This is a genomic window from Tardiphaga alba (genome assembly GCF_018279705.1).
GTDB lineage: Bacteria > Pseudomonadota > Alphaproteobacteria > Rhizobiales > Xanthobacteraceae > Tardiphaga > Tardiphaga alba.
This window is the reverse complement of sequence record NZ_CP036498.1, coordinates 3,420,028-3,443,464: the sequence shown is the minus strand read 5'-3', so window position 1 is coordinate 3,443,464 and position 23,437 is coordinate 3,420,028. Positions and strand designations below refer to the sequence as shown.

General features: G+C 63.3%; 27 protein-coding genes. 16 read left to right on the top strand and 11 right to left on the bottom strand.

The features are described 5' to 3' along the window. Positions 1 to 28 precede the first annotated feature (28 nt). From RPMA_RS16235 to RPMA_RS16220, 4 genes are all read left to right on the top strand, one after another. On the top strand, positions 29 to 349 hold the full coding sequence (locus RPMA_RS16235; protein ID WP_211908714.1) for a hypothetical protein: 321 nt from the start codon (positions 29 to 31) through the stop codon (positions 347 to 349). Positions 350 to 365: 16 nt separating this feature from the next. Further along, positions 366 to 560, top strand: a complete 195-nt coding sequence (locus RPMA_RS16230) for a CbtB domain-containing protein (RefSeq protein WP_249225231.1) — start codon at positions 366 to 368, stop codon at positions 558 to 560. Between the two features lie 27 nt (positions 561 to 587). Continuing rightward, positions 588 to 1,331 (top strand): CbtA family protein, encoded by a 744-nt coding sequence (locus tag RPMA_RS16225; protein ID WP_211908712.1) that lies wholly within the window; start codon positions 588 to 590, stop codon positions 1,329 to 1,331. Between the two features lie 91 nt (positions 1,332 to 1,422). Then, the gene (locus RPMA_RS16220; RefSeq protein WP_211908710.1) at positions 1,423 to 2,256 is read left to right on the top strand and encodes an OmpA/MotB family protein; all 834 of its coding nucleotides are present in this window, start codon (positions 1,423 to 1,425) and stop codon (positions 2,254 to 2,256) included. 23 nt (positions 2,257 to 2,279) lie between these two features. Here the strand turns inward: RPMA_RS16220 and RPMA_RS16215 are convergent, their stop codons facing one another. Beyond that, complete coding sequence (locus RPMA_RS16215; RefSeq protein ID WP_211908709.1) at positions 2,280 to 2,900, bottom strand: HAD-IA family hydrolase; 621 nt, start codon at positions 2,898 to 2,900, stop codon at positions 2,280 to 2,282. Between the two features lie 187 nt (positions 2,901 to 3,087). On the opposite strand from RPMA_RS16215, the gene RPMA_RS16210 reads away from it, so the two are divergent. Further along, entirely contained in the window at positions 3,088 to 3,243 is a 156-nt protein-coding gene (locus tag RPMA_RS16210; RefSeq protein ID WP_211908707.1) for a hypothetical protein, read from the top strand. A gap of 256 nt (positions 3,244 to 3,499) precedes the next feature. Beyond that, the gene (locus RPMA_RS16205; RefSeq protein WP_249225230.1) at positions 3,500 to 3,862 is read left to right on the top strand and encodes an H-NS histone family protein; all 363 of its coding nucleotides are present in this window, start codon (positions 3,500 to 3,502) and stop codon (positions 3,860 to 3,862) included. Here the strand turns inward: RPMA_RS16205 and moaC are convergent, their stop codons facing one another. The 4 genes from moaC to RPMA_RS16185 form a co-directional block, all read right to left on the bottom strand. Next, positions 3,863 to 4,378, bottom strand: a complete 516-nt coding sequence (gene moaC, locus RPMA_RS16200; RefSeq protein ID WP_211908704.1) for a cyclic pyranopterin monophosphate synthase MoaC — start codon at positions 4,376 to 4,378, stop codon at positions 3,863 to 3,865. Positions 4,379 to 4,383: 5 nt separating this feature from the next. Continuing rightward, the gene (gene trpC, locus RPMA_RS16195) at positions 4,384 to 5,178 is read right to left on the bottom strand and encodes an indole-3-glycerol phosphate synthase TrpC (protein WP_211908703.1); all 795 of its coding nucleotides are present in this window, start codon (positions 5,176 to 5,178) and stop codon (positions 4,384 to 4,386) included. A 110-nt stretch (positions 5,179 to 5,288) separates the two neighbouring features. Further along, positions 5,289 to 6,302, bottom strand: coding sequence for an anthranilate phosphoribosyltransferase (gene trpD / locus RPMA_RS16190; RefSeq protein WP_211908701.1), 1,014 nt, complete (start codon positions 6,300 to 6,302; stop codon positions 5,289 to 5,291). 79 nt (positions 6,303 to 6,381) lie between these two features. Continuing rightward, positions 6,382 to 8,289 carry a peptidylprolyl isomerase gene (locus RPMA_RS16185; RefSeq protein ID WP_211908699.1) on the bottom strand — a complete coding sequence of 636 codons (1,908 nt, stop codon included), beginning with the start codon at positions 8,287 to 8,289 and terminating at the stop codon, positions 6,382 to 6,384. 92 nt (positions 8,290 to 8,381) lie between these two features. On the opposite strand from RPMA_RS16185, the gene RPMA_RS16180 reads away from it, so the two are divergent. The 5 genes from RPMA_RS16180 (at position 8,382) to RPMA_RS16160 (ending at position 12,631) form a co-directional block, all read left to right on the top strand. After that, positions 8,382 to 8,849 (top strand): hypothetical protein, encoded by a 468-nt coding sequence (locus tag RPMA_RS16180; RefSeq protein ID WP_249225228.1) that lies wholly within the window; start codon positions 8,382 to 8,384, stop codon positions 8,847 to 8,849. Between the two features lie 13 nt (positions 8,850 to 8,862). Further along, on the top strand, positions 8,863 to 9,450 hold the full coding sequence (locus tag RPMA_RS16175; protein WP_211908697.1) for a general stress protein: 588 nt from the start codon (positions 8,863 to 8,865) through the stop codon (positions 9,448 to 9,450). Positions 9,451 to 9,516: 66 nt separating this feature from the next. Continuing rightward, positions 9,517 to 10,290: a triose-phosphate isomerase gene (tpiA, locus tag RPMA_RS16170; RefSeq protein ID WP_211908695.1), complete on the top strand. Its 774-nt coding sequence runs from the start codon at positions 9,517 to 9,519 to the stop codon at positions 10,288 to 10,290. Between the two features lie 158 nt (positions 10,291 to 10,448). After that, positions 10,449 to 10,823, top strand: a complete 375-nt coding sequence (secG, locus tag RPMA_RS16165) for a preprotein translocase subunit SecG (protein ID WP_211908693.1) — start codon at positions 10,449 to 10,451, stop codon at positions 10,821 to 10,823. Between the two features lie 176 nt (positions 10,824 to 10,999). Further along, positions 11,000 to 12,631, top strand: a complete 1,632-nt coding sequence (locus RPMA_RS16160) for a CTP synthase (RefSeq protein WP_211908690.1) — start codon at positions 11,000 to 11,002, stop codon at positions 12,629 to 12,631. Between the two features lie 47 nt (positions 12,632 to 12,678). Here the strand turns inward: RPMA_RS16160 and RPMA_RS16155 are convergent, their stop codons facing one another. The 3 genes from RPMA_RS16155 to RPMA_RS16145 all read right to left on the bottom strand — a co-directional run bounded on the left by RPMA_RS16155 (position 12,679) and on the right by RPMA_RS16145 (position 14,495). After that, entirely contained in the window at positions 12,679 to 12,957 is a 279-nt protein-coding gene (locus tag RPMA_RS16155) for a BrnA antitoxin family protein (RefSeq protein WP_211908688.1), read from the bottom strand. Then, positions 12,947 to 13,201, bottom strand: a complete 255-nt coding sequence (locus tag RPMA_RS16150) for a BrnT family toxin (protein ID WP_211908686.1) — start codon at positions 13,199 to 13,201, stop codon at positions 12,947 to 12,949. Before RPMA_RS16150 ends, RPMA_RS16155 begins: the two co-directional genes overlap by 11 nt. Positions 13,202 to 13,301: 100 nt before the next feature. Next, a complete protein-coding gene (locus tag RPMA_RS16145; protein ID WP_211908684.1) occupies positions 13,302 to 14,495 on the bottom strand; it encodes a serine hydrolase domain-containing protein in 1,194 nt (397 codons plus the stop codon). Positions 14,496 to 14,663: 168 nt separating this feature from the next. Between RPMA_RS16145 and RPMA_RS16140 the strand changes: the two genes are divergently transcribed. Then, a complete protein-coding gene (locus RPMA_RS16140) occupies positions 14,664 to 15,710 on the top strand; it encodes a histone deacetylase family protein (protein ID WP_211908682.1) in 1,047 nt (348 codons plus the stop codon). Positions 15,711 to 15,752: 42 nt separating this feature from the next. Here the strand turns inward: RPMA_RS16140 and RPMA_RS16135 are convergent, their stop codons facing one another. Beyond that, positions 15,753 to 18,458, bottom strand: coding sequence for a CHAT domain-containing protein (locus RPMA_RS16135; RefSeq protein ID WP_211908680.1), 2,706 nt, complete (start codon positions 18,456 to 18,458; stop codon positions 15,753 to 15,755). Positions 18,459 to 18,464: 6 nt separating this feature from the next. Continuing rightward, on the bottom strand, positions 18,465 to 18,800 hold the full coding sequence (locus RPMA_RS16130) for a PAAR domain-containing protein (RefSeq protein WP_249225226.1): 336 nt from the start codon (positions 18,798 to 18,800) through the stop codon (positions 18,465 to 18,467). Positions 18,801 to 18,947: 147 nt separating this feature from the next. Here RPMA_RS16130 and RPMA_RS16125 point away from each other — a divergent pair, with 147 nt between their 5' ends. From RPMA_RS16125 to RPMA_RS16115, 3 genes are all read left to right on the top strand, one after another. Beyond that, the gene (locus RPMA_RS16125) at positions 18,948 to 19,274 is read left to right on the top strand and encodes an NIPSNAP family protein (RefSeq protein ID WP_211908678.1); all 327 of its coding nucleotides are present in this window, start codon (positions 18,948 to 18,950) and stop codon (positions 19,272 to 19,274) included. Between the two features lie 136 nt (positions 19,275 to 19,410). Further along, the gene (gene kdsA / locus RPMA_RS16120) at positions 19,411 to 20,268 is read left to right on the top strand and encodes a 3-deoxy-8-phosphooctulonate synthase (protein ID WP_211908677.1); all 858 of its coding nucleotides are present in this window, start codon (positions 19,411 to 19,413) and stop codon (positions 20,266 to 20,268) included. Beyond that, complete coding sequence (locus RPMA_RS16115) at positions 20,265 to 21,491, top strand: MFS transporter (protein ID WP_249225224.1); 1,227 nt, start codon at positions 20,265 to 20,267, stop codon at positions 21,489 to 21,491. Before kdsA ends, RPMA_RS16115 begins: the two co-directional genes overlap by 4 nt. On the opposite strand, the gene queF is transcribed toward RPMA_RS16115, so the two are convergent. Continuing rightward, positions 21,488 to 21,967, bottom strand: a complete 480-nt coding sequence (gene queF, locus RPMA_RS16110) for a preQ(1) synthase (protein ID WP_211908675.1) — start codon at positions 21,965 to 21,967, stop codon at positions 21,488 to 21,490. The two genes, RPMA_RS16115 and queF, sit on opposite strands and share 4 nt — an antisense overlap. 136 nt (positions 21,968 to 22,103) lie before the next feature. Between queF and eno the strand changes: the two genes are divergently transcribed. Then, the gene (gene eno / locus RPMA_RS16105) at positions 22,104 to 23,387 is read left to right on the top strand and encodes a phosphopyruvate hydratase (protein WP_211908673.1); all 1,284 of its coding nucleotides are present in this window, start codon (positions 22,104 to 22,106) and stop codon (positions 23,385 to 23,387) included. The last annotated feature ends 50 nt before the right edge of the window (positions 23,388 to 23,437 follow it).

Here is a 23,437-nt window from a genome sequence, read left to right as displayed (position 1 = left end):
ATCGCTCCCGGAGCCGTTACCAAGGGGCATGACCGACGGATACGATAGGGCCGCTGGCCTTGCATTGCGCTGGCGCAGCGACGTGGATGCCTTGTCGTTCCGGCCCGAAGGGCATGAGGGCGCCTGCATGGTGCATCTCCATGCCTTCCGGACCCTGTTGAAGCACATGCCCTCGCCGGAGGAATGTGCGGCGTTTTTCCACGCGCAGGAAACCGCGTTCCATCTCGCCGCCCGCGCCAAGATCGCGCATGCGCGCCTTGGGCCTGATGCCAATCTGCATCTGACCAGCCGGGATCTCGCACGGGCCATGGCGAAATTGGCGGTCGCATCCGCGGAACAAAGCAGCTAAACTCGTTGCAGAATTGATGAGGAATCCCATGCAGCAGACCCAGACCGCCCAGCTCACCGCCGTCACCACCGACGTCAATGTCGTTGTGCAGGCCGTTCTGGCCATGGCGCTTGGCCTGTTCGTCGTGGGCGTAGTCGGCTTCTCCCATATCAGCGCAGTCCACAACGCCGCGCATGACGTGCGCCACGCCAACGCGTTCCCCTGCCACTGATCCACTGACAGCGGCTACCGAAGAACCATGTCCGTTTTCCGCTCTATCGTGTTCTCGGCCGTGCTTGCCGGGGTGATCGCCGGCGCCGCCACGACGGCCATCCAGATGGTCGGCACCGTGCAACTGATCCAGCGCGCCGAAACCTACGAGAAGAAGGCGGAGGCGCCGGTTGCCGCCCCGACCGCGACACCTGCACCGGCAGCGCCGGCGCATGACCACGGCGCTCATCAGCATGCGAGCGCCGCCGCGCATGACCATGGCGGGGCCTGGGAGCCTGAAGAAGGGTTCCAGCGCAATGCATTCACCGCCGGCGCCAACGTGCTGACGGCTATCGGCTTTGCCTTGCTGCTCGCCGGCATTTTCGCACTGCGCGGCCGTCCGGTGGATTGGCGTGAAGGACTGTTCTGGGGGCTCGGCGGTTTCGTCGTGTTCGTCGCTGCGCCCGGCCTCGGACTACCGCCGGAAGTTCCGGGGCAGCCCGTCGCAGACCTGACACTGCGTCAGACGTGGTGGATCGGTACGGCCTGCGCCACCGCGGCTGGCCTCGGCCTGTTGATTTTCCGCAAGGCGTCCTGGGCCGCACTGCTCGGCCTCGGCCTGATCGTGCTGCCGCATCTGATCGGCGCGCCGCAGGCCCCGGCCGGCCACACCGACGTGCCGGAGGCACTGGCGCACAGCTTCGTTGTCGCCGCTGCCGTCACCGGCCTGATCTTCTGGGCATTGCTGGGCGTCGTGACCAGCCTGGCCTACGCACGGCTGTCCCGGGCCTGAGCGGTGCTCCGTTAGTGCGACATTAATGTCAGGGGTATATTAGTAGTCATATCGCGGTGGTTCGCCCACCGCGCGCATGAAGACTGTACCCATGCTTACGAAAAAAGCATCGAAATCGAAACATGGCGACACGGGCGGCCACGGTGCCGGCTGGTTCGTCACCTTCGCCGACCTCATGAGTCTGCTCATGTGCTTCTTCGCCATGATGCTCGCATTCTCGCATCAGGACGACGGCAAGATGGCGATCCTGGCGGGCTCGATGCGCGAGGCATTCGGCGTGCAGCATGACGCGCGCTATGCCGGGGTGATCGAGATCGACGGATTGCCCACCCGCGGCAAGATCGCCAGTGTCGATCATGTCCCGCCGGATCACATGGGCAACGCACCGAGCCCCGATGGCAAGGCAGCCGAGGTGGCGCAGTCCGCCGAGCGCAATCTGATACGCGCCGCTGCGTCGTTGCGCCAAGCAATCCAGAGCTCGCCGGAGCTGTCGGAAATTTCCAAGAGCCTGATGTGGGAGGAGACGCCGCGCGGCATCAATCTCCAGATTACGGATCAGGAAGGCCGCGCGATGTTCGCCGAGGGCGCCAGCACGCCGACGCTCCAGATGCGGCTTCTGATCGAGCGGCTCGCCGTGCCTTTGCGTGCGACAGCGCTGCGGATTTCGATCACCGGTCATGCTGCCGCGGGCATGCCGACGGGGCGTCCCAATTACGACGCCTACGACCTCTCCTGGGATCGCGCCAATGCCGTGCGGCAGGTTTTGGCGCGCGAGGGTTTTCCGAACAGCCGGCTGTTCCTCGTCGCCAGCAAGGGCGATAGCGAGCCGCTCTATCCCGATGCGCCGTCAGCGGCGGCCAACCGCCGCGTCACCATCACCTTGATCCGCGAAAGCCCGTCGCTGCCGCCTGATCTCAAGCCATAGCCGGATCGTCGCAGCTCCTGGCTCTAAAGCCCGAAGCTGGCGAGCGTGTCGGCGACCACATGCGGCGTGGTGACGTGCACGGCCTGCAGGCCGCGGGCCCGTGCGGCTGTGACGTTCTCTTCTGAATCGTCGAAGAATAAAATGCGGTTCGCGGGCACGCCGATCTTGGCCACCACATGATCGAAGCTCTCGGCGTCAGGCTTACGCATGCCGATCGACGACGACAGAAACACCTCGCGAAAATGTCCGAGCAGATTGGCATGGGCGATCGAGAAATGCGCGACATGTGCCGGATTGGTGTTGGAGAAGGCGTAGAGCGGCCAGCGCGCCGCGGCGCGCGGCAACAGCTCGCCGATGCCCGGCATTTCGCCGACGAAGATTGCATTCCAGCCTTCGAGAAACTGCGCCGGGGTGAGTTCTATGGCGAGCGTCTCGCGCAGATGCGCGAAGAACGCATCATCCGATATCTGACCTCGCTCGTGCTGCATGTAGATGTCGCCGCGTGTGAAGCGTGCGAGCAGGGCTTGCGGCGTCTGTCCTGCATGATAGGCCCAAGCCTGCGCCACGCGGTCGAAATCGATGTCGAGGATAACGCGGCCGAGATCGAACAGCAGCGCGTCGATGGGCAGGGAAGGCGATGTCATGTGGTGTGCAACTTTGATCATGAATGTGCAATTTGAGACCTAGCACGCGCCGATGACGGCATCATCATCGCGAAGGATGCGCGATTAACCAGCGCTGTGCGTGCACGGCATGGGAGATCATCGAAACTTAAAAAAGGATTAACCGTAATTGATCCGATAGAAAGCTATTTTTCAAATCGGATTGCTGATGTCGATATTGTTTGTATTTGCCGTTCTGGCCGCGGGCGGATGGATGCTGGTGAAGCGCTACGAGCGTCATCTCGACGCGCAGATCGGTCCATGGATACTGGAAGAGACGAAGCCGGAACGTCGTCGTGTTCGTCGCCGTCACAACCGCCGTTAAGCGTATTGTACCGGGATTCACCGGTATTCAGGTTACCTGCAAAGTTACAATTGCGAGGCGTAGTTAGCTACGCGGCGTTTACGCTTGGCCCTGGTCGGCGCGCTACCTCTCGTGGCGCCACGATCGCCGGCCCCGGATGTTCTCATCCTCCCGCCCGGGTCGCTTGACGTGGTGCCGGGACCGCCGCCAACACCCCCCATGCTCGCGTGCGGTCCCGGTCCATTTTTTGGACAGCGAATGTGACGCGAGGGCTCAGATGGCGATGAAGTACGATTTCATGACGATGTCTGTGGATGCACTCTGGCAGCTCCATGAGGAGTTGCGCATCGTGCTGGCAGCCAAGATGGCGGCCCAGCGTCAGGACATGGACGACCGGTTGCGCGATCTCGAGCAGTTTTCCGCAGCATCGCAGCGCGCCGTCACGGCGTTACGTCCCAAGGCCGGTCCGTTCTATCGCAATCCGGATCAGCCGTCGCAGGTCTGGTCCGGGCGCGGCCTGCGCCCGCGCTGGCTGGTGTTCCAGCTCGCGTCAGGCCGCAAGCTCGATGAGTTCCGCGTCGAAGGTCAGCCCTGCATGAGCGGCACCGGCAATGACCCGCACGGGCAGATCAGCGCCTGATCAATCGGCGGCGTTGTCGGTCACGATGTAATGGCCGGACTTGCCGCCTTTTTTCTCGACCAGGTGGATGCCTTCGATGCGCACGCCGCGCTCCGCCGCCTTGATCATGTCATAGACGGTCAGACACGCGACCGACACGGCGGTCAGCGCTTCCATCTCGACGCCGGTCGGCCCAGACACCTTCACACTCGCGCGCACGCGGCAGCCCGGCAGCTTCTTGTCGGGTGTGATGTCCACCGTGACGTTCGACAGCGCCAGCGGATGGCAGAGCGGGATCAAGTCGGAGGTGCGCTTCGACGCCATGATGCCGGCGATCCGCGCGGTGCCGAGCACGTCGCCTTTCTTGGCGTTGCCCGACACGATCATGTCGAGCGTCGCCTTGCTCATGAGCACGAGACCTTCAGCAACCGCGACGCGCTCGGTGGCAGGCTTGGCCGACACATCGACCATATGGGCTTCGCCCGACGCGTTGATATGCGTGAGAGCAGGGGTCTTTGATTTCGTTTTCTTACTCATGATGATTAGCCCCGCTTCAGCAATGCTCTCGTCGCTGCCGTGACATCCGTCTGGCGCATCAGGCTTTCGCCGACGAGGAAGGTCGAAATCCCGACGCGCTCCAGTCGCGCGAGGTCATGCGGCGTGAAGACGCCGCTCTCGCCGACCTTGAGGCGGTCCTTCGGCATCATCGGCGCCAGCGTCTCGCTGGTCGCAAGCGTGACGTCGAAGGTGCGCAGGTTGCGGTTGTTGATGCCGATCATCGGCGAGCGCAGGTTCAGCGCGCGTTCGAGTTCGGCTTGATCGTGCACTTCCAGCAGCACGTCCATGCCGTGATCGATGGCGGCATCCTCGATGTCGCGGGCGAGCGCGTCGTCGAGGGCGGCCATGATGATCAGGATGCAGTCGGCGCCATGCGCGCGGGCTTCGACCACCTGATAGGTGTCGAACATGAAGTCCTTGCGCAGCACCGGCAGCCTGGTGGCCTCGCGGGCCGCAACCATGAAGTCGAGATGGCCCTGGAACGAAGGCGTGTCGGTGAGCACCGACAGGCACGCCGCGCCGCCATCCTCATAGGCTTTCGCGAGCGTCGGCGGATCGAAATCGTCGCGGATCAGGCCCTTCGAGGGGGACGCTTTCTTCACTTCGGCGATCAGCGCGAAGTCGCCTTTGTCGAGCTTGCGGTGGATCGCGGTCATGAAGCCGCGCGGCGGCGATGCCGTCTTGGCGAGGGCTTCCAGCGAGGCCAGCGAATGCTGTTGCTTCGCCCTGGCGATTTCCTCGCGCTTATAGACTTCGATCTTGGTGAGGATGTCGGACATGATCTGATCCGTAATTTCTCGTCATTGCGAGCGCAGCGAAGCAATCCAGTCTTTCTTCGCGGCGCTCTGGATTGCTTCGTCGCTGCGCTTCTCGCAATGACGACAATCAATTATGCGTTCGATACCGCCACGAGCTTGTTCAGCTTGGCGAGCGCCGCGCCGCTGTCGAGCGACTGCTGGCCGAGTGCCACGCCTTCCTTGATGTCCTTCACCTTGCCAGCCACCAGCAGCGCGGCGGCGGCATTGAACAGCGCGACATCGCGGAATGCGCTGGGCTTGCCGTCGAGCACCGCGCGCAGCGAGGCTGCATTGGCGGCGGCATCGCCACCCTTGAGCGCTTCCGCCGTGACGTAAGGCAAGCCGGCGTCTTCAGGCTTGATCTCGAAATTGGTGATCTGGCCGTTTTCCAGCGACGACACGAAGGTCGGGCCGGTGAGGGTGATTTCGTCCAGGCCATCGGAGCCATGCACCACCCAGGCGCGCGCGGCGCCGAGATTCTTCAGCACCTGCGCCAGCGGCTGCACCCACTGGCGGGAGAACACGCCGACCATCTGATATTTCACGCCGGCCGGATTGGAGAGCGGGCCGAGCAGGTTGAAGATCGTGCGCGTGGCGAGTTCGACGCGGGTCGGGCCGACATTCTTCATGGCCGGATGATGCGCCGGTGCGAACATGAAGCCGATCCCGGCCTCCGTGGCGCAACGGCTGACATCGGCAGGCTTGAGGTCGATATTGACGCCGAGCGCGGCCAGCACATCGGCCGCGCCGGACTTCGACGACAGCGCGCGATTGCCGTGCTTGGCCACCGGCACGCCGCAGCCAGCGACGATGAAGGAGGCGCAGGTCGAGACATTGACCGAGCCCGAACCGTCGCCGCCGGTGCCGACGATATCGACGGCATCCGCAGGGGCGGTGACGCGCAGCATCTTGGCGCGCATCACTTCGACGGCGCCGGTGATTTCATCGACGGTCTCGCCGCGGACACGCAGGCCCATCAGGAGAGCGCCCATCTGCGACGGCGTCGCTTCACCCGACATCATGCTGTCGAATGCAGCCGAGGATTCCTCACGCGTCAGCGCGGCGCCGGTCGCGACCTTGGCGATGATTGCCCGAAGATTGTCCATGGGGTGCTTTCGAAAGTAATGCGATGGAGCCTTGTAGGATGGGTTGCGCGTCAGCGAAACCCATCCCCGATTCCGAACATCAGTTACTGCTGGTTGCGCCGGTGGCGAGCGCAAATGCTTCCTGATTGATCTTGGTCCCGACCTGCTGCTCGAGCTTGGTGATGTATTGCGCCACCAGTTCGTCGGTCACGCCGCGCTGCAGCGTTTCCTTGAGCTTCTTGGCATCCTCGGACGCCATATCCACGGTCGGTGCCGTGATGTCGGTGATGCGATACACGATCCAGTCGGCGGTGCCGGCCCCCGGCGCCTGGCCGGCGGCATCCTTCACGCCGCGGAACACGGCCTGCATCACGCCCGGCGACAGATCGGCGACCGTGGCATCGCGCTTGAACGGCGCGGAGGTTGTGACCTTGAGACCGGCCGCTGCAGCTTCGTCGGCGAGCTTGGCGCCGCCTTCGAGCTTCTTGACCATCTCTTCGGCCTTGGTGCGCAGGCGCTTCGTGACTTCATCCTCGCGCCAGCGGGTTTCGACCTGGGCTTTGACCTCGTCAAGGGCGCGGTCGCGCGACGGCTTGATGTCGAGCACGTCGTACCAGATGTAACCGCCGCCAGCCTGGATGGCGTCATTATCGACGCCGACATCGCTGCTGAAAGCTTGCGACACGAGATCGGTACCGGCGGGCAGGCCGGTCACCGGCTGGCCGTCGAGGCCACGGCCGGAGCGGTCGATCGCCTCGATGGTCACGGCATTGAGGCCGAGCTTCTTGGCGGCATCGACGATGTTGGCGCCGCCGCCGCGTTCGTCCTCGACCTTGTTGTGCATCTCGTTCACGACCGCGCGGGCACGCTCGATGCCGAGATCACGCTTGATAGTCGCCGCCACGCTGTCATAGCTCGGCGTGGTTCCCGGCTGGATCTTGCCGACCTTGACGATGGTCGTGCCGAAGCGGCCGGTGATGGGCTGGCTGATGCCATCGGGCGCCAGCGAGAAGGCGGCATCGGCAACCGACGGGTCGAGAATGCCGGCCTTGGCGACCATGCCGAGATCGATATCCGATGCCGTCAGGCCGCGCTCCTTGGCGAGGTCGTCGAACGAGAAGCTGCCGCTCAGCTTGGCATGGGCGGCCTTCGCTTCTTCCGCATTGGGGAACACGATTTGCGAAATCTGGCGCTGCTCCGGCGTCGAGATTCGGTCCTTGCGCTCGTCATAGAGTTTCTTGGCGTCCTCGTCGGACACCGTCGACCACTTGCCCATCTCTTCCGGAGTCATCGCGAGGAAGGCGATCTTGCGATATTCGGGAGCGCGGAACTGGGTCTTGCGCTCATCGAAATAGGCGGCCAGCGCTTCGGGCGAGGGCGCGTCGATGGTGCCGGCCTGCGCCGCATCGAGCTTCACATAGTCGATGGTGCGCTGTTCGTTCTGGAAACGGCTGAGGGCTTCGACCATGGTCTTCGGCGCTTCGACGCCGGTGGTGACCGTGGAGGCGATCTGGCGACGCAGCGACACCTTGCGCTGTTCGGCGATGTAGCGCTGTTCGGTGTAGCCGAGCGAGCGGATCAGCTGCTGGAAGCGGCCGGCGTCGAATTGGCCGTTCATGCCCTGGAAGTTCGTATCGGTCATGATCTGGCGCAGCACTTCCTGATCCGACACACCAAGACCCTTACGACGGGCGTCCTCATCGAGTGCGGCTTCCGAAATCACCTGCTGCAACACCTGGCGATCGAGACCGAAAGCGCGGGCCTGTTCCGGCGTCAGCGGGCGGCCGAACTGGCGGCCGATCTGCTGCAGCTTGTCATTGAAAAGCTGGCGGAACTGCTCCGTGGAAATATCGGTAGAGCCGATGGAGGCGACCTTGGTCTGGGTCGATCCCTTGAAAGCGTCACCGATGCCCCAGACGCCAAAGCTGATGATGAGCACGCCCATCACGACGCTCATGATCATCTTGCCAATCCAGTTGGATGAGGCCTTGCGTATTCCTCGAAGCATTGGGGTCAATCTTGTCTGTCAGGAGGGGAACCGGCTCGCGCCAGCGGCTCAGGCCGCGTGAGGGCGTCGCCAAATTGGAGATGCATCATAAAGTGACGGTGGCGCTGTCGCAACCGGCCGGAAAGGGACGGATTGAAGCGGTTTCAGGCGCTTGGCCGGATTTCAGGGGATGGAACTTCTGCCGGTTCCGTCGATTGATGCAGCAGGCCGGGCCGGCCGACCGGGGAGGACACATGCGAATCTGGGCAGGCGGAGCAGTGGCCGTCGCCAGCCTCTGGCTGGCGGTTTCGTCGGGTTTGGCACAGCAGAACCCTGCGATGGAAAATCCGAGTGTCGTGCAGCCCAAATCCATGGCGCCGACCACTGCGCCATTGTCTGTCGGGGCAAACAGTTTCTCGGAAGGACAGGCGCGCGACTTGCTGGTTTCGCGCGGCTTCTCCGACGTGTCGCAATTGATGAATGACAGCCAGGGCATCTGGCGCGGCACCGCCAAGAACGGCACGCAGCGCGTCCGGGTCAGCGTTGATTTCAAGGGCAATGTCTCGGCACAGCCGGAGTGAGCAGGAGACGCCGATGACTAAAGTGACGATCTCCCGCCTGTTCGACGACTATGGTGATGCGCAGAAAGCCGTCGCGCAGCTGCGCGAGGCCGGCGTGGCCGAGGACGACATCAGCATCATCGCCAATAATGCGGACAAATGGTACGCGCCCGACCTCGCGGGAGGCGCTGGCAAGGGCGCCGCGATCGGTGCCGGCTTTGGCGGTTTCGGCGGATTGCTGGCGGGCCTCGGCCTGCTCGCAATTCCCGGCCTGGGTCCGGTGGTGGCGGCCGGCTGGCTCGCCGCCGCAGCGACCGGCGCGGCGGTCGCCGGCGCTGCTGGCGGGGTTATCGGCATGCTGGCGGAAGCCGGCGTCGCCGTGAACGAGGCCGAGGTCTATGCCGAAAGCATCCGCCGCGGTGGTTCGCTGGTCAGCGCCAAGGTTGAGGCTGCGGACAAGGAGAGGCTTGAGGCCGTGCTCCATCCGTCATCGGTGGATGTCACCGCCCGTCGCACCGAGCTGGAATCCTCGGGCTGGCATGGCTTCAATCCGCAAGCGCCGGATCCGACGGCGGAGGACATCAGGCGCCATCGCGGCAGCCGTGGCGGTGGGTCGGCTTGAGCCTCCGGGCGGCCTCTGTTAGCTCAGGGGATCACCACACTCTCTCATAATCACGGGATATACCTCATGACTGATGCCGTTCGGCCGCTGATCGCTGGCAATTGGAAGATGAACGGCCTCAAGACATCCATCACCGAGTTCGAAGCAATGCTTCGCGGTGCGCCGGAAGTGACTGGAAAGGCGGACCTTCTGGTTTGCCCGCCAGTGACGTTGCTGGCTGGCTTCGCCGCCAAGGCATCGAGCTTCGGGCAGGAAGGCAAACATGCCGTGACCGTGGGTGCGCAGGACTGTCACCCCAAGGCCTCAGGCGCCCACACCGGCGACATTTCCGCCGAGATGCTGGCTGATGCCGGCGCCACCGCCATCATCGTCGGTCACTCCGAGCGCCGTGCCGATCACGGCGAGAGCGATGCCGTTGTCCGCGAAAAGGCGCTGGCCGCCTGGCGTGCCGGCCTGACCGCCATCGTCTGCATCGGCGAGACGCAGGCCGAGCGCGATGCCGGCAAGACGCTCGATGTCTGCGGCGCCCAGCTCAAGGGCTCACTACCGGACGACTGCACGTCGGGCAACCTGATCGTGGCCTATGAGCCGGTCTGGGCGATCGGCACCGGATTGACTCCGACCGCACAAGATGTCGAGCAAGTTCATAAGTTTATCCGCGAACACCTCAACCAGCGTTTCAAGAACGAGGGGCCGTCGATCAAGATTCTCTATGGCGGCTCGGTAAAGCCCTCGAATGCCAAGGAGTTGATGGCGGTTCCCAACGTGAACGGCGCGCTGGTCGGCGGCGCCAGCCTGAAGGCGGCCGACTTCCTGGCAATTGCGGCTGGGTGTCCCTAAATCAGGAACGTTCCCTTCACACGGGAGAGGTTTGAGGTTTCCGCCCAAAGGGTTGGCAATTTCAGCCTCCTTCGTGTAGACACCTGCAGATTCAAACCCCGCGAGCCCTCAGACTGCAGCCGGCGATCGGCGCGGCGTGCTTGCGATGGAAGGACAAGATGCAAAGCGTCGTTATCGTAATTCACCTGATGATCGTCGCCGCCCTGATCGGCGTCGTGCTGCTGCAGAAGTCGGAAGGCGGCGGCCTCGGTATTGGCAGTGGCGGCGGCGGTGGTGGTGGTTTCATGACCGGCCGCGGTACGGCCAACCTCCTGACCCGCACCACAGCGTTCCTGGCGGTCGGCTTCTTCCTGACCTCGATGTTCCTGTCCTGGCTGGCGACCTATAACCGCGGTCCGAGCTCGATCATTCCGGGCACCGCGCCGTCGACCCAGCAGGGCGCTCCGTCGCCGCTGACCGCGCCGACCTCGGGTGGCCTTCTCGACTCGCTGAAGAAGGCCGACGAAGCACCGCAGGCACCGCAATCGCGGTAACTTGCGCGCTGATGCATTGGCGCCATGCAGGATGGGTGCTTCCATCCTGCCTCAACAGCCCCATCAAGGGCTGTTATCATTTCGAAATCCCAGTCACCCACAGCCTCGCCGGATCTCGGTCGGGTGCTGCGATTCGTTTTGGCGAATCGAGATCAAGGCCTTAAAGGTTAAGTCCCATGGCGCGGTACATTTTCATCACCGGCGGCGTGGTTTCCTCGCTCGGTAAAGGTCTGGCATCAGCGGCGTTAGGCGCGCTGTTGCAGGCACGTGGCTACAAGGTCCGGCTTCGCAAGCTCGACCCGTATCTCAATCTCGATCCCGGCACGATGTCGCCGTATCAGCACGGCGAGGTGTTCGTCACCGACGACGGCGCCGAGACCGATCTCGACCTCGGCCATTACGAGCGCTTCACCGGTCGTCCTGCCACCAAGAAGGACAACATCACCACCGGGCGCATCTATCAGGACATCCTCACCAAGGAGCGGCGCGGCGACTATCTCGGCGCCACCATCCAGGTGATTCCGCATGTCACCAACGCCATCAAGGATTTCGTCCTCTCGGACAATGACGGCTACGACTTCGTGCTGGTGGAAATCGGCGGCACCGTCGGTGACATCGAGGGCCTGCCGTTCTTTGAGGCGATCCGCCAGCTGCGCAACGACCTGCCGCGCGGCGACACGATCTTTGTCCACCTGACGCTGCTGCCCTATATCCCGAGCGCCGGCGAGCTGAAGACCAAGCCGACCCAGCATTCGGTGAAGGAGCTGCGCTCCATCGGCATCCAGCCGGATATCCTGCTGTGCCGCTGCGACCGCGATATCCCGGCGGAAGAGCGTCGCAAGCTCGGTCTGTTCTGTAACGTCCGCGAAAGCGCTGTCATCGAGGCGCGCGACGTCGACAACATCTATGCGGTGCCCGAGGCCTATCACAAGGCAGGCCTCGACGACGAAGTGCTGGCCGCCTTTGGCATCTCGTCGCGCGAAGAGCTGCAGCTGAAGTCATGGCACACGATCAACGAGCGCGTCCGCAATCCGGAAGGTGCCGTCACCATCGCCATTGTCGGCAAATATACCGGCATGAAGGACGCCTATAAGTCGCTGATCGAGGCGCTCTCGCACGGCGGCATCGCCAACAAGGTGAAGGTCAATCTCGACTGGATCGAGAGCGAGGTGTTCGAGAACGAGGACCCCGCGCCGTTCCTCGAGCACGTCAACGGGATCATGGTCCCCGGCGGCTTCGGCCAGCGCGGCGCCGAAGGCAAGATCCGCGCGGCGCAGTTCGCGCGCGAGCGCAACGTGCCGTATTTCGGCATCTGCTTCGGCATGCAGATGGCGGTCATCGAAGCTGCGCGAAACCTCGCCGGGATCAAGGACGCCAACTCCACGGAGTTCGGCGAGACCAATGAGCCCGTGGTCGGCCTGATGACCGAATGGCTGCGCGGCAACGAGCTCGAGAAGCGCACCAATGCCGGCGATCTCGGCGGCACCATGCGTCTCGGCGCCTATCCGGCCGCGCTGACCAAGGGCAGCAAGGTCTCCGAAGTCTATGGCGGTGCGCTGGAAATCTCCGAGCGCCATCGCCACCGCTACGAGGTCAACACGGCCTATAAGGAGCGGCTGGAGAAGCACGGCCTGAAATTCTCAGGGCTCTCGCCGGATGGGGTGCTGCCGGAGATCGTGGAATATGAGAACCACCCGTGGTTCATCGGCGTGCAGTATCACCCCGAGCTGAAGTCCCGCCCGTTCGAGCCGCATCCGCTGTTCGCGAGCTTCATCAAGGCCGCGGCGGCACAGAGCCGGCTGGTTTAAACGTCGGGATTGCGGGGCGGGGAGACGTGTGGCCCCCGCCTTTCCAACTACACCTTTGCGATCTTGCGCAACGCGTCGTCGATCCGGCTTTGCCAGCCGGGTCCGGTATCCTTGAAGTGCTTCACGACGTCTGCGCTAAGGCGAAGCGAGACCGGCACTTTGGTCGGCGCTTTCTGCGGACCGCGTCTGGCGACACCAGCAAGGATTTCCGGCGTCAGGTCGCTGGCTTTGATGCTCGGCTCGAAGGTCGTCGCGATCGCGAAATCCTGTTCGGTCCATTCCGGGTTGTCATCGTCAAACACTGGTTCTTTCAGCTTACGTGACATAGCGCTTCATTTCCTTTGCATGCGCGCGGCGCAGGCTGATGGGGCGCTTGGCGCCGTCGCGCATCGTGAAGACGAGGCAGTATGATTGTCCATCGATCAAACCATAGGCGCGATATCGCGGTTCGCCATAGTCAAAACGATCGTCCCGCATTATGGCTAAAACCGAGAGTTCACCCCACCGCTCTAGTGAGATGTGGTGTTTCTCGAGGTTCTTCGCTTCCTTAGTCGGATCGAAATCAGCCATTTAATCGTATATACGATTTGATCGGCGCGGTCAAAATGATCGCGCTGCAGGCTGATGTATATCACAGGTTGAGTAAAGATAGCGCGCCGGTGTGGGGCTTCTATCTCTCGATATGGTCACTCACCGCTTCCGCGAAGCGTAGCGTCAGTTCGGTGAGCGCGGCATCCAGCGGTGCTATCTGTGACGACATTTTCGCGATCACCAGCTCCTTTGCGGGTTCGACAAAAATGTTCTGGCCATGAATGCCGAGACCGAGCGCCATGCGTCGATCTCTCAACACATACCATTTGTTCCGGTAGTGCATCGATCGGTCGCCGAAATAGGGCGCCAGATCGCCCGCGGACCATGCTGCCGGATCGCCGTTTGCGAGGATGTCATCGATCCAGGCGGACGGGATGATCGATGCGCCGTTGCGCTGGCCGCCTTGCAGCATCAACTGTCCCACACGCGCCAGATCCATCACCGTCATGCAGATGCCGCCTGCACAGCGCGGCGCGCCGAAGCGATCGACGGTGACATAGGCCGGATACTGCGCGCCCATCGGCTGCCACAGATGTTTGCTCATCAGATCGGCGAACCGTGTCCCGGTCGCGCGCTCGATGATCCAGCCGAGCAGGTCGGAATTCGGCGAGACATAATGGAAGGGACCGTTGTCCGGACCTTCACGGTCCTTCAGGCTGGTGAGGAAGCTGCGCAGGTCGCTTGGGCTCTCGCCGTGGCCGAGCGGATTCCAGCCGGTCGATTTGCGATACTCAACGATGGGGCCCGATGTCGCGAGATAGTTCTCGTCGAAGCGGATGCCGACGCGCATATCCAGGACATGACGCACGGTGGCATCGGAATAGACGGAGTCGCGCAGTTCCGGAATGATCGACACGACGTTCTGCGTGGGATCGATGGCGCCCTTCGCAACGAGAATGCCGGCCACCAGCGCGGTCATGGATTTCGAAACCGACATCAGGATGTGGGGCGTGTTCGCCCCCATGCCATTGGCATAATGTTCGAAGATCACCTTGCCGCGATGCAGGATCACCAATCCGTCGGTGTCGGTCTCGCCGATCAGTTTGTCGAGCGAATAGCGGACACTGAGATGCTCGAACGATAGTGAAGACAGATCGGCAGGGCGCGATTCCAATTGCCAGACATTACCGGGCTCGTTCGCAATGTCAGCGGACGGCACGATGTCCCGGACATGATGAAACGCCCATTTGTTGTAGGGGCCGGTGCGCCAATTGGCCAAGGTGACCTGATCGGTGGGAGCGGACGGGAAACCGGACATCGGCGCAGACGGCATCAGCAACATCTCCAGAGAACGAACAACAATGCCAAGTCTGACCGTTTACATCGGCGACGTCGAGAGGCGTTGATCTCGCGCAGAGCCGAGTGGTTTTTCCGCAGTGTGGAAACGTTGGCGATGATGGCGTGGTCTGCTAACTCATCGATCCGACCGAAGGAGATGTCCATGCGTGCTTTCTATCATCCGGATCAGGCGGTTCATTCGCCGCAGCAATTCATGCGTTACGGCAAGTTCGTGCCCATCAAGGACTCGCCTGTTCGCACCGAGCGACTTCTTGGCGCTTTGGCGCGTCACGGGATTACGCCTGAGTTGCCGGCCGAACATGGCACCGCGCCGGCGCTCACGGTGCACACCGCCGCCTATGTCCGCTTTCTCGAGACCGCATGGGAAAACTGGGCGAAGCTGCCCGATCACGGACCGGAAGTGTGGCCGCAATATTTCCCTTACTGGAGCGGGCGCGTCGAGGAAACGGCACGGCCTGATTGTCCGGCGACGGGCTTCATCGGCCAGGTCGGCTGGTATCTCGGCGATCTCTCGGTGCCGATGGGTCCCGACAGTTGGCGCTCCATCCTGCGTTCGTCGGAAACGGCGGTCACGGCCGCCGATGCGATCCTCGCCGGTGACCGGTCGGCCTATGCCCTGTGCCGGCCGTCGGGCCATCATGCCCGTGCCGACCGCGGCACCGGCTTCTGCTATCTCAACAACAGCGCGATTGCCGCGCAAAGGCTGCGCAGCCGCTTCAAGAAGGTGGCGATCATCGACGTCGATATTCATCACGGCGACGGCACGCAGCAGATTTTCTACACGCGGCCGGACGTGCTGACGATTTCGATCCATGGTGATCCCATCGACTTCGTACCGTTCTATACCGGCTTTGCGAACGAGACCGGCTATGGCGAAGGCGAGGGCTGCAATCTCAACCTGCCGTTGGCCGCGGGCGCCGGTGGCGCCGAGATGAACGCTGCGCTCGACAAAGCGATCGCGGCCGTTCGTGCATTCGGTGCCGATGCACTCGTCGTGGCGCTTGGCTTCGATGCGCATCGCGATGATCCGATCGGCATCTTCAAGCTCGATGCGAAGGATTTCGGCAGTGTCGGCAGCAAGATGCAGTCTCCCGATCTGCCCACCCTCGTCGTGCAGGAAGGCGGATACGGCATCGATGCGATTCAGGATTGTTTGGACAGCTTCCTGACCGGATTCAGTAAAACATAGTTCTCGTAGCCCGCATGAATGAAGCTCATGCGGGCTACACGCTCAACTCTCGAAAAACACAAAGGCCGCCCAGACCGATGGATCTTTGGCGGCCTTGATCTTGCCGTGGATCGCTTCGATACGGACTTTGCGCAATGCGCTGGCATAATCGAGATCGTCATCCGCGAGCACCTGATAGAAGCGCGCCATGAAATTCGCGGTGCCTTCGTCCTCGACTTCCCACAGCGTCAATAGTGATCGCCGCGCGCCGGCAATCGCGAGCGCGGTGGGAAGCCCGCGGACGCTGCCGACACGGCTGGGATCGCCAAGCGCGGTCTGGCAGGCGGACAGCACGACGAGATCCGCGGATGACAGATCCCAATTCATCAATTCATGCGCATAGAGCACGCCGTCATTGTCGTCGCGCTGCGGCGGGCGTTTGAGGTTCGGCCGTGACGCGACAAGGCCGCTGCGCCAGAGGGCGTCGGTGCGGTCGGACGCCGTCTTGTAGAAGCCGTGGGTGGCGAGATGGATCAGCGACGCGCCCTTGGCGTCGCTGCGGATGAGAGGTTCGCCGATCCCGTCGCCGCTGCGCATGGTGACGTCGAGCTTGCGCTTCTTCAGGTCGGCCTCGACCGTCTCGATTTCGGTTCTGGTCGAGGGGAGCTGGCTCGCTGCGCCGGCATAATCGAGGCCGCCGACCAGCAGCGCCTTGCTGCCTGCCGCGAGCTTCGTACCGCGGCCGGCGAAGAACAACGCATCTGCGCGCGTCATGATGCGGGTGTCGTAGGTCTCGTCGAGATAGCGGCCGCCGGCGTCCTGCAGCATCGCGAAGGGCAGGCTGTAGAGTTCGCTGTCGGGCACCAGGAACAGCCGCGTGACCTCCGCAAGCTGCGGCTTGAGCGGACCGATCAGCGTGTCATGCAGACGGCGGAACGTCTTGGCGCGATCCGCTGAGGTGACATCGGCGCCGAGAAAATTGTCGAGCGGGCCGAGATCGACGAGCGACGGCGACTTGCCGGCGCGGTGGATCACCGCCTGCAGGCGCATCTCCGGCTTCGGATCGATGGGTGTCACGCGGTTGCGGCGTCCGCTGACGAAGAAGTCCACCAGCGCGTCGGTGCGCTCAAGTCTGTCCTCGATCGACGGAAGCTTGAGATCGCGCGGCACCGTCTCGCCCATGCGTGCGGATAAGGCCAGACGCGCCGCCTGCAACTCGCTCAGCACCTGTCGTGCATCGCTGTCGATCCTGCCGGATGACAGCAGTTCCTGCTGCTGGCCGGAGAGACGCAGCACGGTCTGTGCCAGTGTCCTGGTGGCGTCGTCGGGGAGGCGGTCTGCGGTGAGACGGAGCAATGTGCGGTCGCCGTCCTCCATGGTCTTCCAGCGCGTCACTGCTTCCGCATAGGCGACGGCCGCGGATGGCTCCTGCAGCGCGTAGCGGCCGAACTCGTAGAGAATGTCGTCGGCGAGCTTACGCATGGTTTCGGCAACATAGCGGTTGCCCGCGGTGCCGACCTCGCGCAGCATCCAGCGGAACGACTGCTGTTCGACATCCTTGAAGGTGGCGAGCGCGTCCTTGTCGCCGCGTTTCATCCGCGCCATGGCGACACCGAGCAGGGCATCGAAGGTCATGGGGTGCTGTTTCGCGATGGTGTCCTGCGAGCGCTGATAGGCATCGAGGCGCAGCGCCAGTGCGCGCGCGGTATCGCCGCGTGCCTCATATTGATCTGCCGCGAGTTGCGCCGTCTTGATGCGCAGGATGTCCGGTGCGCCGTTCCAGTCTTTCACGCGCGCCATCGCTTCGAGATCGGCATTGCTCAGGCGGCGGTCGGGATGGAAATAGGCTTTTGTATAAGCAATCCAGGTATCGGCCTGTGCGACATGCTCGGAGGTCGGATCGGCCAGCGCTGCTGCGGCGCGCTTCTGCAGGTCGAGCGCCTTCAGCGTTTCGGCCTCGTTGCCCATGGCGAGATGGTTGAGCGCGAGATTGGAGGCCGAGACCAGCGCCTGGATGCTGCCGAGACCGTAGTGGGCGATGCGCCGCTTCAGCAGCGGCTCGTCGATGGTGGCGGCGACGTCGGGATGGCCGACCATGCGCAGCGCTTCGGCATAGTTGTTTTCGGTACGCCAGGTCAGCGGTACGCGCTCGCCGAGCGCCTTCTTGGCATTGAGATAGATGTCTTCGGAGAGATTGAGCCCTGCGGCGACGGCGCCGTTATTGGTGAGGACGGTGGCGAGAATGTCGCCGCCGGCAATGTCCTCCTGCGAATTACGGCCATAGATCGCGCGCATCCGCTTATGCGCTTCGGTGGCGACCGGGATGGCGGCTTCATAGTTCTGGATGCGGTTGAGGAAGCGCGCATATTCGAACCACAGCGTGGCAGCGGCGGTTTCCGGCTCCTGCGCGGCGCGGGTCTTCGATGCATCGGCGAATAATTCGGATGCGGCCGCGTTGTCGCGGCGGCGTTCGAACAGCGTGACAGCGTTGAGATAGGCGCGGATCGTCAACTCGCTATAATTGCTGTCGGCGAGGGCACGGAGTGTCGTCTTCAGGCGCAGGCGGCCACCTTCGCTGTCGCCCGCTTGCAGCCTGCGAAACGCATCGTTGATGCGATCGACGAATTCGCGCTCGCTGGTGGCCTTGCGGGTCTGGGCGTGCGCGGTGTGAGGGACAACAGGCAGAGCGAGTGCGCCGGCGGTGATGGCGAGGGCGATCCGGCCGGCCAGGCCTATGCCTGCCGTTCGGCGAATTCCGGAATGAGACATCTGCGCTTATTTGCAGTCCGACGTGGTGTCGCCGGCGCGCGCCATCGGCTTGCCGTTGACGAAGACGCCGGTGGCGCCGGAGGTGGTCTTGCCACCGCATTCGGTGCCGCCGCCGACCACGGCTACGGGCTTGCCGTTGATATAGACGCCCTTGGCGCCTTCGATGATCTTGCCGTCTGTCGTGGTGTCGCCCACACGCGCTGCCGGCTTGCCATTCACCGTCACGCTGGTCGCGCCCGATGTGATCTGGCCGGGCTGCTGCGCGCCGGGCTGTTGCGCCATGGCCGGAGCCGAAAGAGCGGCAACGAAGAGCAGGCTATAGACGGTGTGTCGCATGGTCATTCCCAGTCCAATAAGCAGTCCGGCGAGCGCTGTTGCGTCGCCGGCGGCATGATGTAACCCTGTACCAGCGCAGGCAAGGGATGATGCCGCAACGAGCCATGCGCAAGAGCCGTAAGAGGCCGTCAAAAAGGGAAGGAACCAATTGCGATGATCTATGAATTGCGTGTGTATCGGTGTTTGCCCGGGCGGTTGCCGGCGTTGCTCAAGCGTTTCGAGGCTGCGACATTGAAGCTGTGGGAGAAGCACGGCATCCGCCAGGCCGGTTTTTTCACCACTGTGATCGGCGAATCCAACAACGACCTGACCTATATCCTGAAGTGGGAGTCGCTGGCCGAGCGCGAGAAGCTCTGGACCGCCTTCATGACCGATCCGGACTGGATGGCGGCACGGGCCAAGTCCGAAGAGGATGGCCAGATCGTCGGCAATATCGTCAGCCAGCTGCTCACGCCGACGGCGTTTTCCGCACTGAAGTGATGTGCGACGACAGCGCTGCCCGGTTGGGCAGCGCGTCCGGCGCAACCCTGATATCCCCGTGTGGGCGCAGGTCGATCCGGGCTTGCATCCCGCCCAGTCCTGCGGTTGATGGTCGCGTTTCCCAGAGGATATCGCTTTGACCGCATCGCCCATCGCCGCGCCCGTCGTTGAACTTGGCACCGTCCGCTTCGGCAATGACCTGCCGATCTCGGTCATCGCCGGGCCATGCCAGCTCGAAAGCCGGCAGCACGCGCTGGAAACCGCGCAGGCGCTGAAAGAGATCGCGCAGCGGTTGAAGATCGGTCTCGTCTACAAGACATCGTTCGACAAGGCCAACCGCACCAGCGCCTCCGCGGCACGCGGCATCGGTCTCGATGACGCGTTGCCGATTTTTGCGGAAATCCGCGAGACGTTCGGTCTGCCCGTTCTCACCGACGTGCATGAGAATGATCAATGCGCACGTGCGGCCGAGGCTGTCGATGTGCTGCAGATCCCGGCCTTCTTGTGCCGGCAGACCGATCTGCTGCTTGCAGCCGCTGCCACCGGCAAGGCAGTGAATGTGAAGAAGGGCCAATTCCTCGCACCATGGGACATGGCGAATGTCGTGAAGAAGCTGGTCGGCGGTGGCAATGACCGCGTGCTGGTCACCGAGCGGGGGGCGTCCTTCGGCTACAACACATTGGTGTCCGACATGCGCGCGCTGCCGATTCTGGCGCGCACCACCAAGGCGCCGGTGATTTTCGACGCCACCCATTCGGTGCAGCAGCCCGGCGGCAAGGGCGAGTCCTCCGGTGGCGAGCGTGAATTCGTGCCGGTGCTGGCGCGCGCGGCCGTTGCAGTCGGCGTCGCCGGTGTCTTCATCGAGACGCATCCTGATCCCGACAACGCGCCGTCCGATGGACCGAACATGGTGCCGCTGCGCGAATTCGAAGCGCTGGTGAAGAACCTGATGGCGTTCGACGCGCTCGCCAAGCAGACATCGGTCAAGGCGTGACCTACAACGCATCGGGTCGCCAAGTGAATTCGAGTGGCGCACCGGTGCTGCCGCCGGTCATCAAGATCATCGCACTGGCATCATTTGCCGCCGCGCTGTCCCAGCGCGCGCTCGATCCGGTGCTGCCGCATGTGGCCGACGACCTGCTGGTCACCGTCGCCGTTGCGGCAGGTCTCTCATCCGCGCTCGCTTTCACTTTTGCCATCGTGCAACCGGTGCTGGGCGCTGCGGCCGACATGTTCGGCAAGGCGCGACTGATGATCGTGTGTCTCGTATTGCTCGGCATCGCCAGCATTCTGGGTGCGATGACGACCAACTACTCGCTGCTGCTGGCCACGCGCGTCCTGGCCGGCATCGGGGCAGGCGGCGTGTTTCCGGTGACGCTCTCGCTGACCAGCGATCTGGTCGGACCGCAGCTGCGTCAGGTCGCGCTCAGCCGCGTGATGGCCGGCGCCATGACGGGCACCGTGCTCGGCTCGACGGCGGCCGGCGTGATCGGCGATGTCTTCGGCTGGCGCGGCGTGCTGGTGATCCTCGGCGGCGTCGCGATCCTCGCATCGATCGCTGTCGCGATCGGCTTCAAGGGCGCAGCGATTATCGCGCCGGCGGGCAAAGCGGATTTCGGTAAGCTCGCCCGGGGCTACAAGGTGATCTTCCGCAATCCGAATACGCTGATCGTCTACAGTGCCGTCTTCATCGAGGGCTGCTGTATCCTCGGCCTGTTTCCGTTCATCTCGTCATTCCTGTTCGATGGCGGCGTCACCAGCCTGTCGATCGCCGGAATCGTCATCGCCTGCTTCGCGCTCGGCGGCTTGCTTTATACGGCCACGGTGTCGCGCATGCTGGCGCGGCTCGGCATCAACGGCATGATGATCTGGGGTGGCATCCTGATCGCGATCCAGGTCGCCGCCACGGCTTTTGGCCCGCACTGGCAGATCCAGGCCTTGAGCCTGCTGATCATGGGCTGGGGCTTTTACATGCTGCACGGCTCGCTGCAGATTTTCTCCACCGAGCTGTCGCAGGAAGCCCGTGCCAGCGCCATGTCGCTGCATGCGTGCTGCTTCTTCCTGGGCCAGTCCGTCGGCCCCATCGCCTACGGCTTCGGCCTGGCCCATGCCGGCAAGGTGCCGACGCTGCTGATCAGCGCGGCCCTGGTGTTCGCGCTCGGCTTTTTCAGCGCCAGGTTCCTGAAACAGCGCAAGCCGGCGGATGCGGGGAACTAACCCCGCCCGCGATACGGCGCGACGCCTTGCTCCGGCACCCATACGCCCTTGGGCAAACGTCCGGTCTGCCAGAACACGTCGATGGGGATGCCGCCGCGCGGATACCAGTAGCCGCCGATGCGTAGCCATTTTGGCTTGATCGTGTCGGCGATGCGCTTGCCGATCGCCACCGTGCAATCTTCGTGGAAGGCGCCGTGATTGCGGAACGAGGCGAGGTACAGCTTCAATGCCTTCGACTCCACCAGCCACTGGCCGGGCACATAGTCGATCATCAGATGGGCGAAATCCGGCTGGCCGGTGATCGGGCACAGCGAGGTGAATTCCGGCGCGGTGAAACGCACGGTGTAATCGGTGCCCTTTTGCGGGTTTGGCACCTTGTCGAGCTGGGCGGCCTCGGGGGAGGTCGGCCATTCCACGGCGCGGCCGAGCTGCAGCTCGGGGGCGGCTTTGGACGATTTGCGAGGGTTTTTTGACATTTCGGTCTCCGTTGCCGCGGTTCTTAGCCAATTCGCCGCAATTCGTCACTCCGCGTCACGCGAAGCGGGGTTTTCCCGCCCCGCACCATGGGCTAGAAGCACGGCCAACCGACCACCCCAGCACAAAGAGGGCACCATGACCGCCATCGTCGACATCATCGGCCGCGAAATTCTCGATAGCCGCGGCAATCCCACGGTCGAGGTGGATGTGGTGCTGGAAGACGGCAGCATGGGCCGCGCCGCGGTGCCGTCGGGCGCCTCCACCGGCGCCCATGAGGCCGTCGAGCTGCGCGACGGCGACAAGAGCCGTTACCTCGGCAAGGGCGTGCTGAAGGCTGTCGATGCCATCAATGGCGAGATATTCGACGCCATCGGCGGCATGGATGTGGAAAACCAGATCCAGCTCGACGAGACCATGATCGCGCTGGACGGCACCCCGAACAAGTCGCGCCTCGGCGCCAATGCCATCCTCGGCGTCTCGCTGGCCGCAGCCAAGGCCGCCGCTGAATCGCTCGACATGCCGCTGTATCGCTATGTCGGCGGCACCTCGGCGCGCACCCTGCCGGTGCCGATGATGAACATCATCAATGGCGGCGCCCATGCCGACAATCCCATCGACTTCCAGGAATTCATGATCATGCCGGTGGGGGCCTCGACCTTCGCCGATGGCCTGCGCTGCGGCGCCGAAATCTTCCACACGCTGAAGGGCGAGCTGAAGAAGGCCGGCCACAACACCAATGTCGGCGACGAAGGCGGCTTTGCGCCGAACCTCGCTTCCGCCGAAGCTGCATTGGACTTCGTGATGGCTGCCATCACCAAGGCCGGCTACAAGCCCGGCGACGACGTCATGCTCGCGCTCGATTGCGCCTCCACCGAATTCTTCAAGGACGGCAAATACGCCTATGAAGGCGAGGGCAAGACACGCAGCATTTCGGAGCAGGCGAAATATCTCGCGCAGCTGGTCGGCAATTACCCCATCGTGTCCATCGAAGACGGCATGTCGGAAGACGACATGGACGGCTGGAAGGAAGTCACCGATCTCATCGGCGAGAAGTGCCAGCTGGTCGGCGACGACCTGTTCGTCACCAATGTCACGCGCCTCGAAGAAGGCATCAAGGCCGGCCGCGCCAATTCGATCCTGGTGAAGGTCAACCAGATCGGCTCGCTCACCGAGACGCTGAGCGCCGTCGAGATGGCCTTCAAGGCCGGCTACACTGCCGTGATGTCGCATCGTTCGGGCGAGACCGAGGACTCGACCATTGCCGATCTCGCGGTGGCCACCAATTGCGGACAGATCAAGACCGGCTCGCTCGCCCGCGCCGACCGCACCGCCAAGTACAACCAGCTCCTGCGCATCGAGCAGCAGCTCGGCACCCAGGCGCTCTATGCCGGCCGCAAGGCGCTGAAGGCGCTGGCATAAGCCACCCGCATTCAGTCGAACCGATCATCGCCGCCCGCAGAAACGCGGGC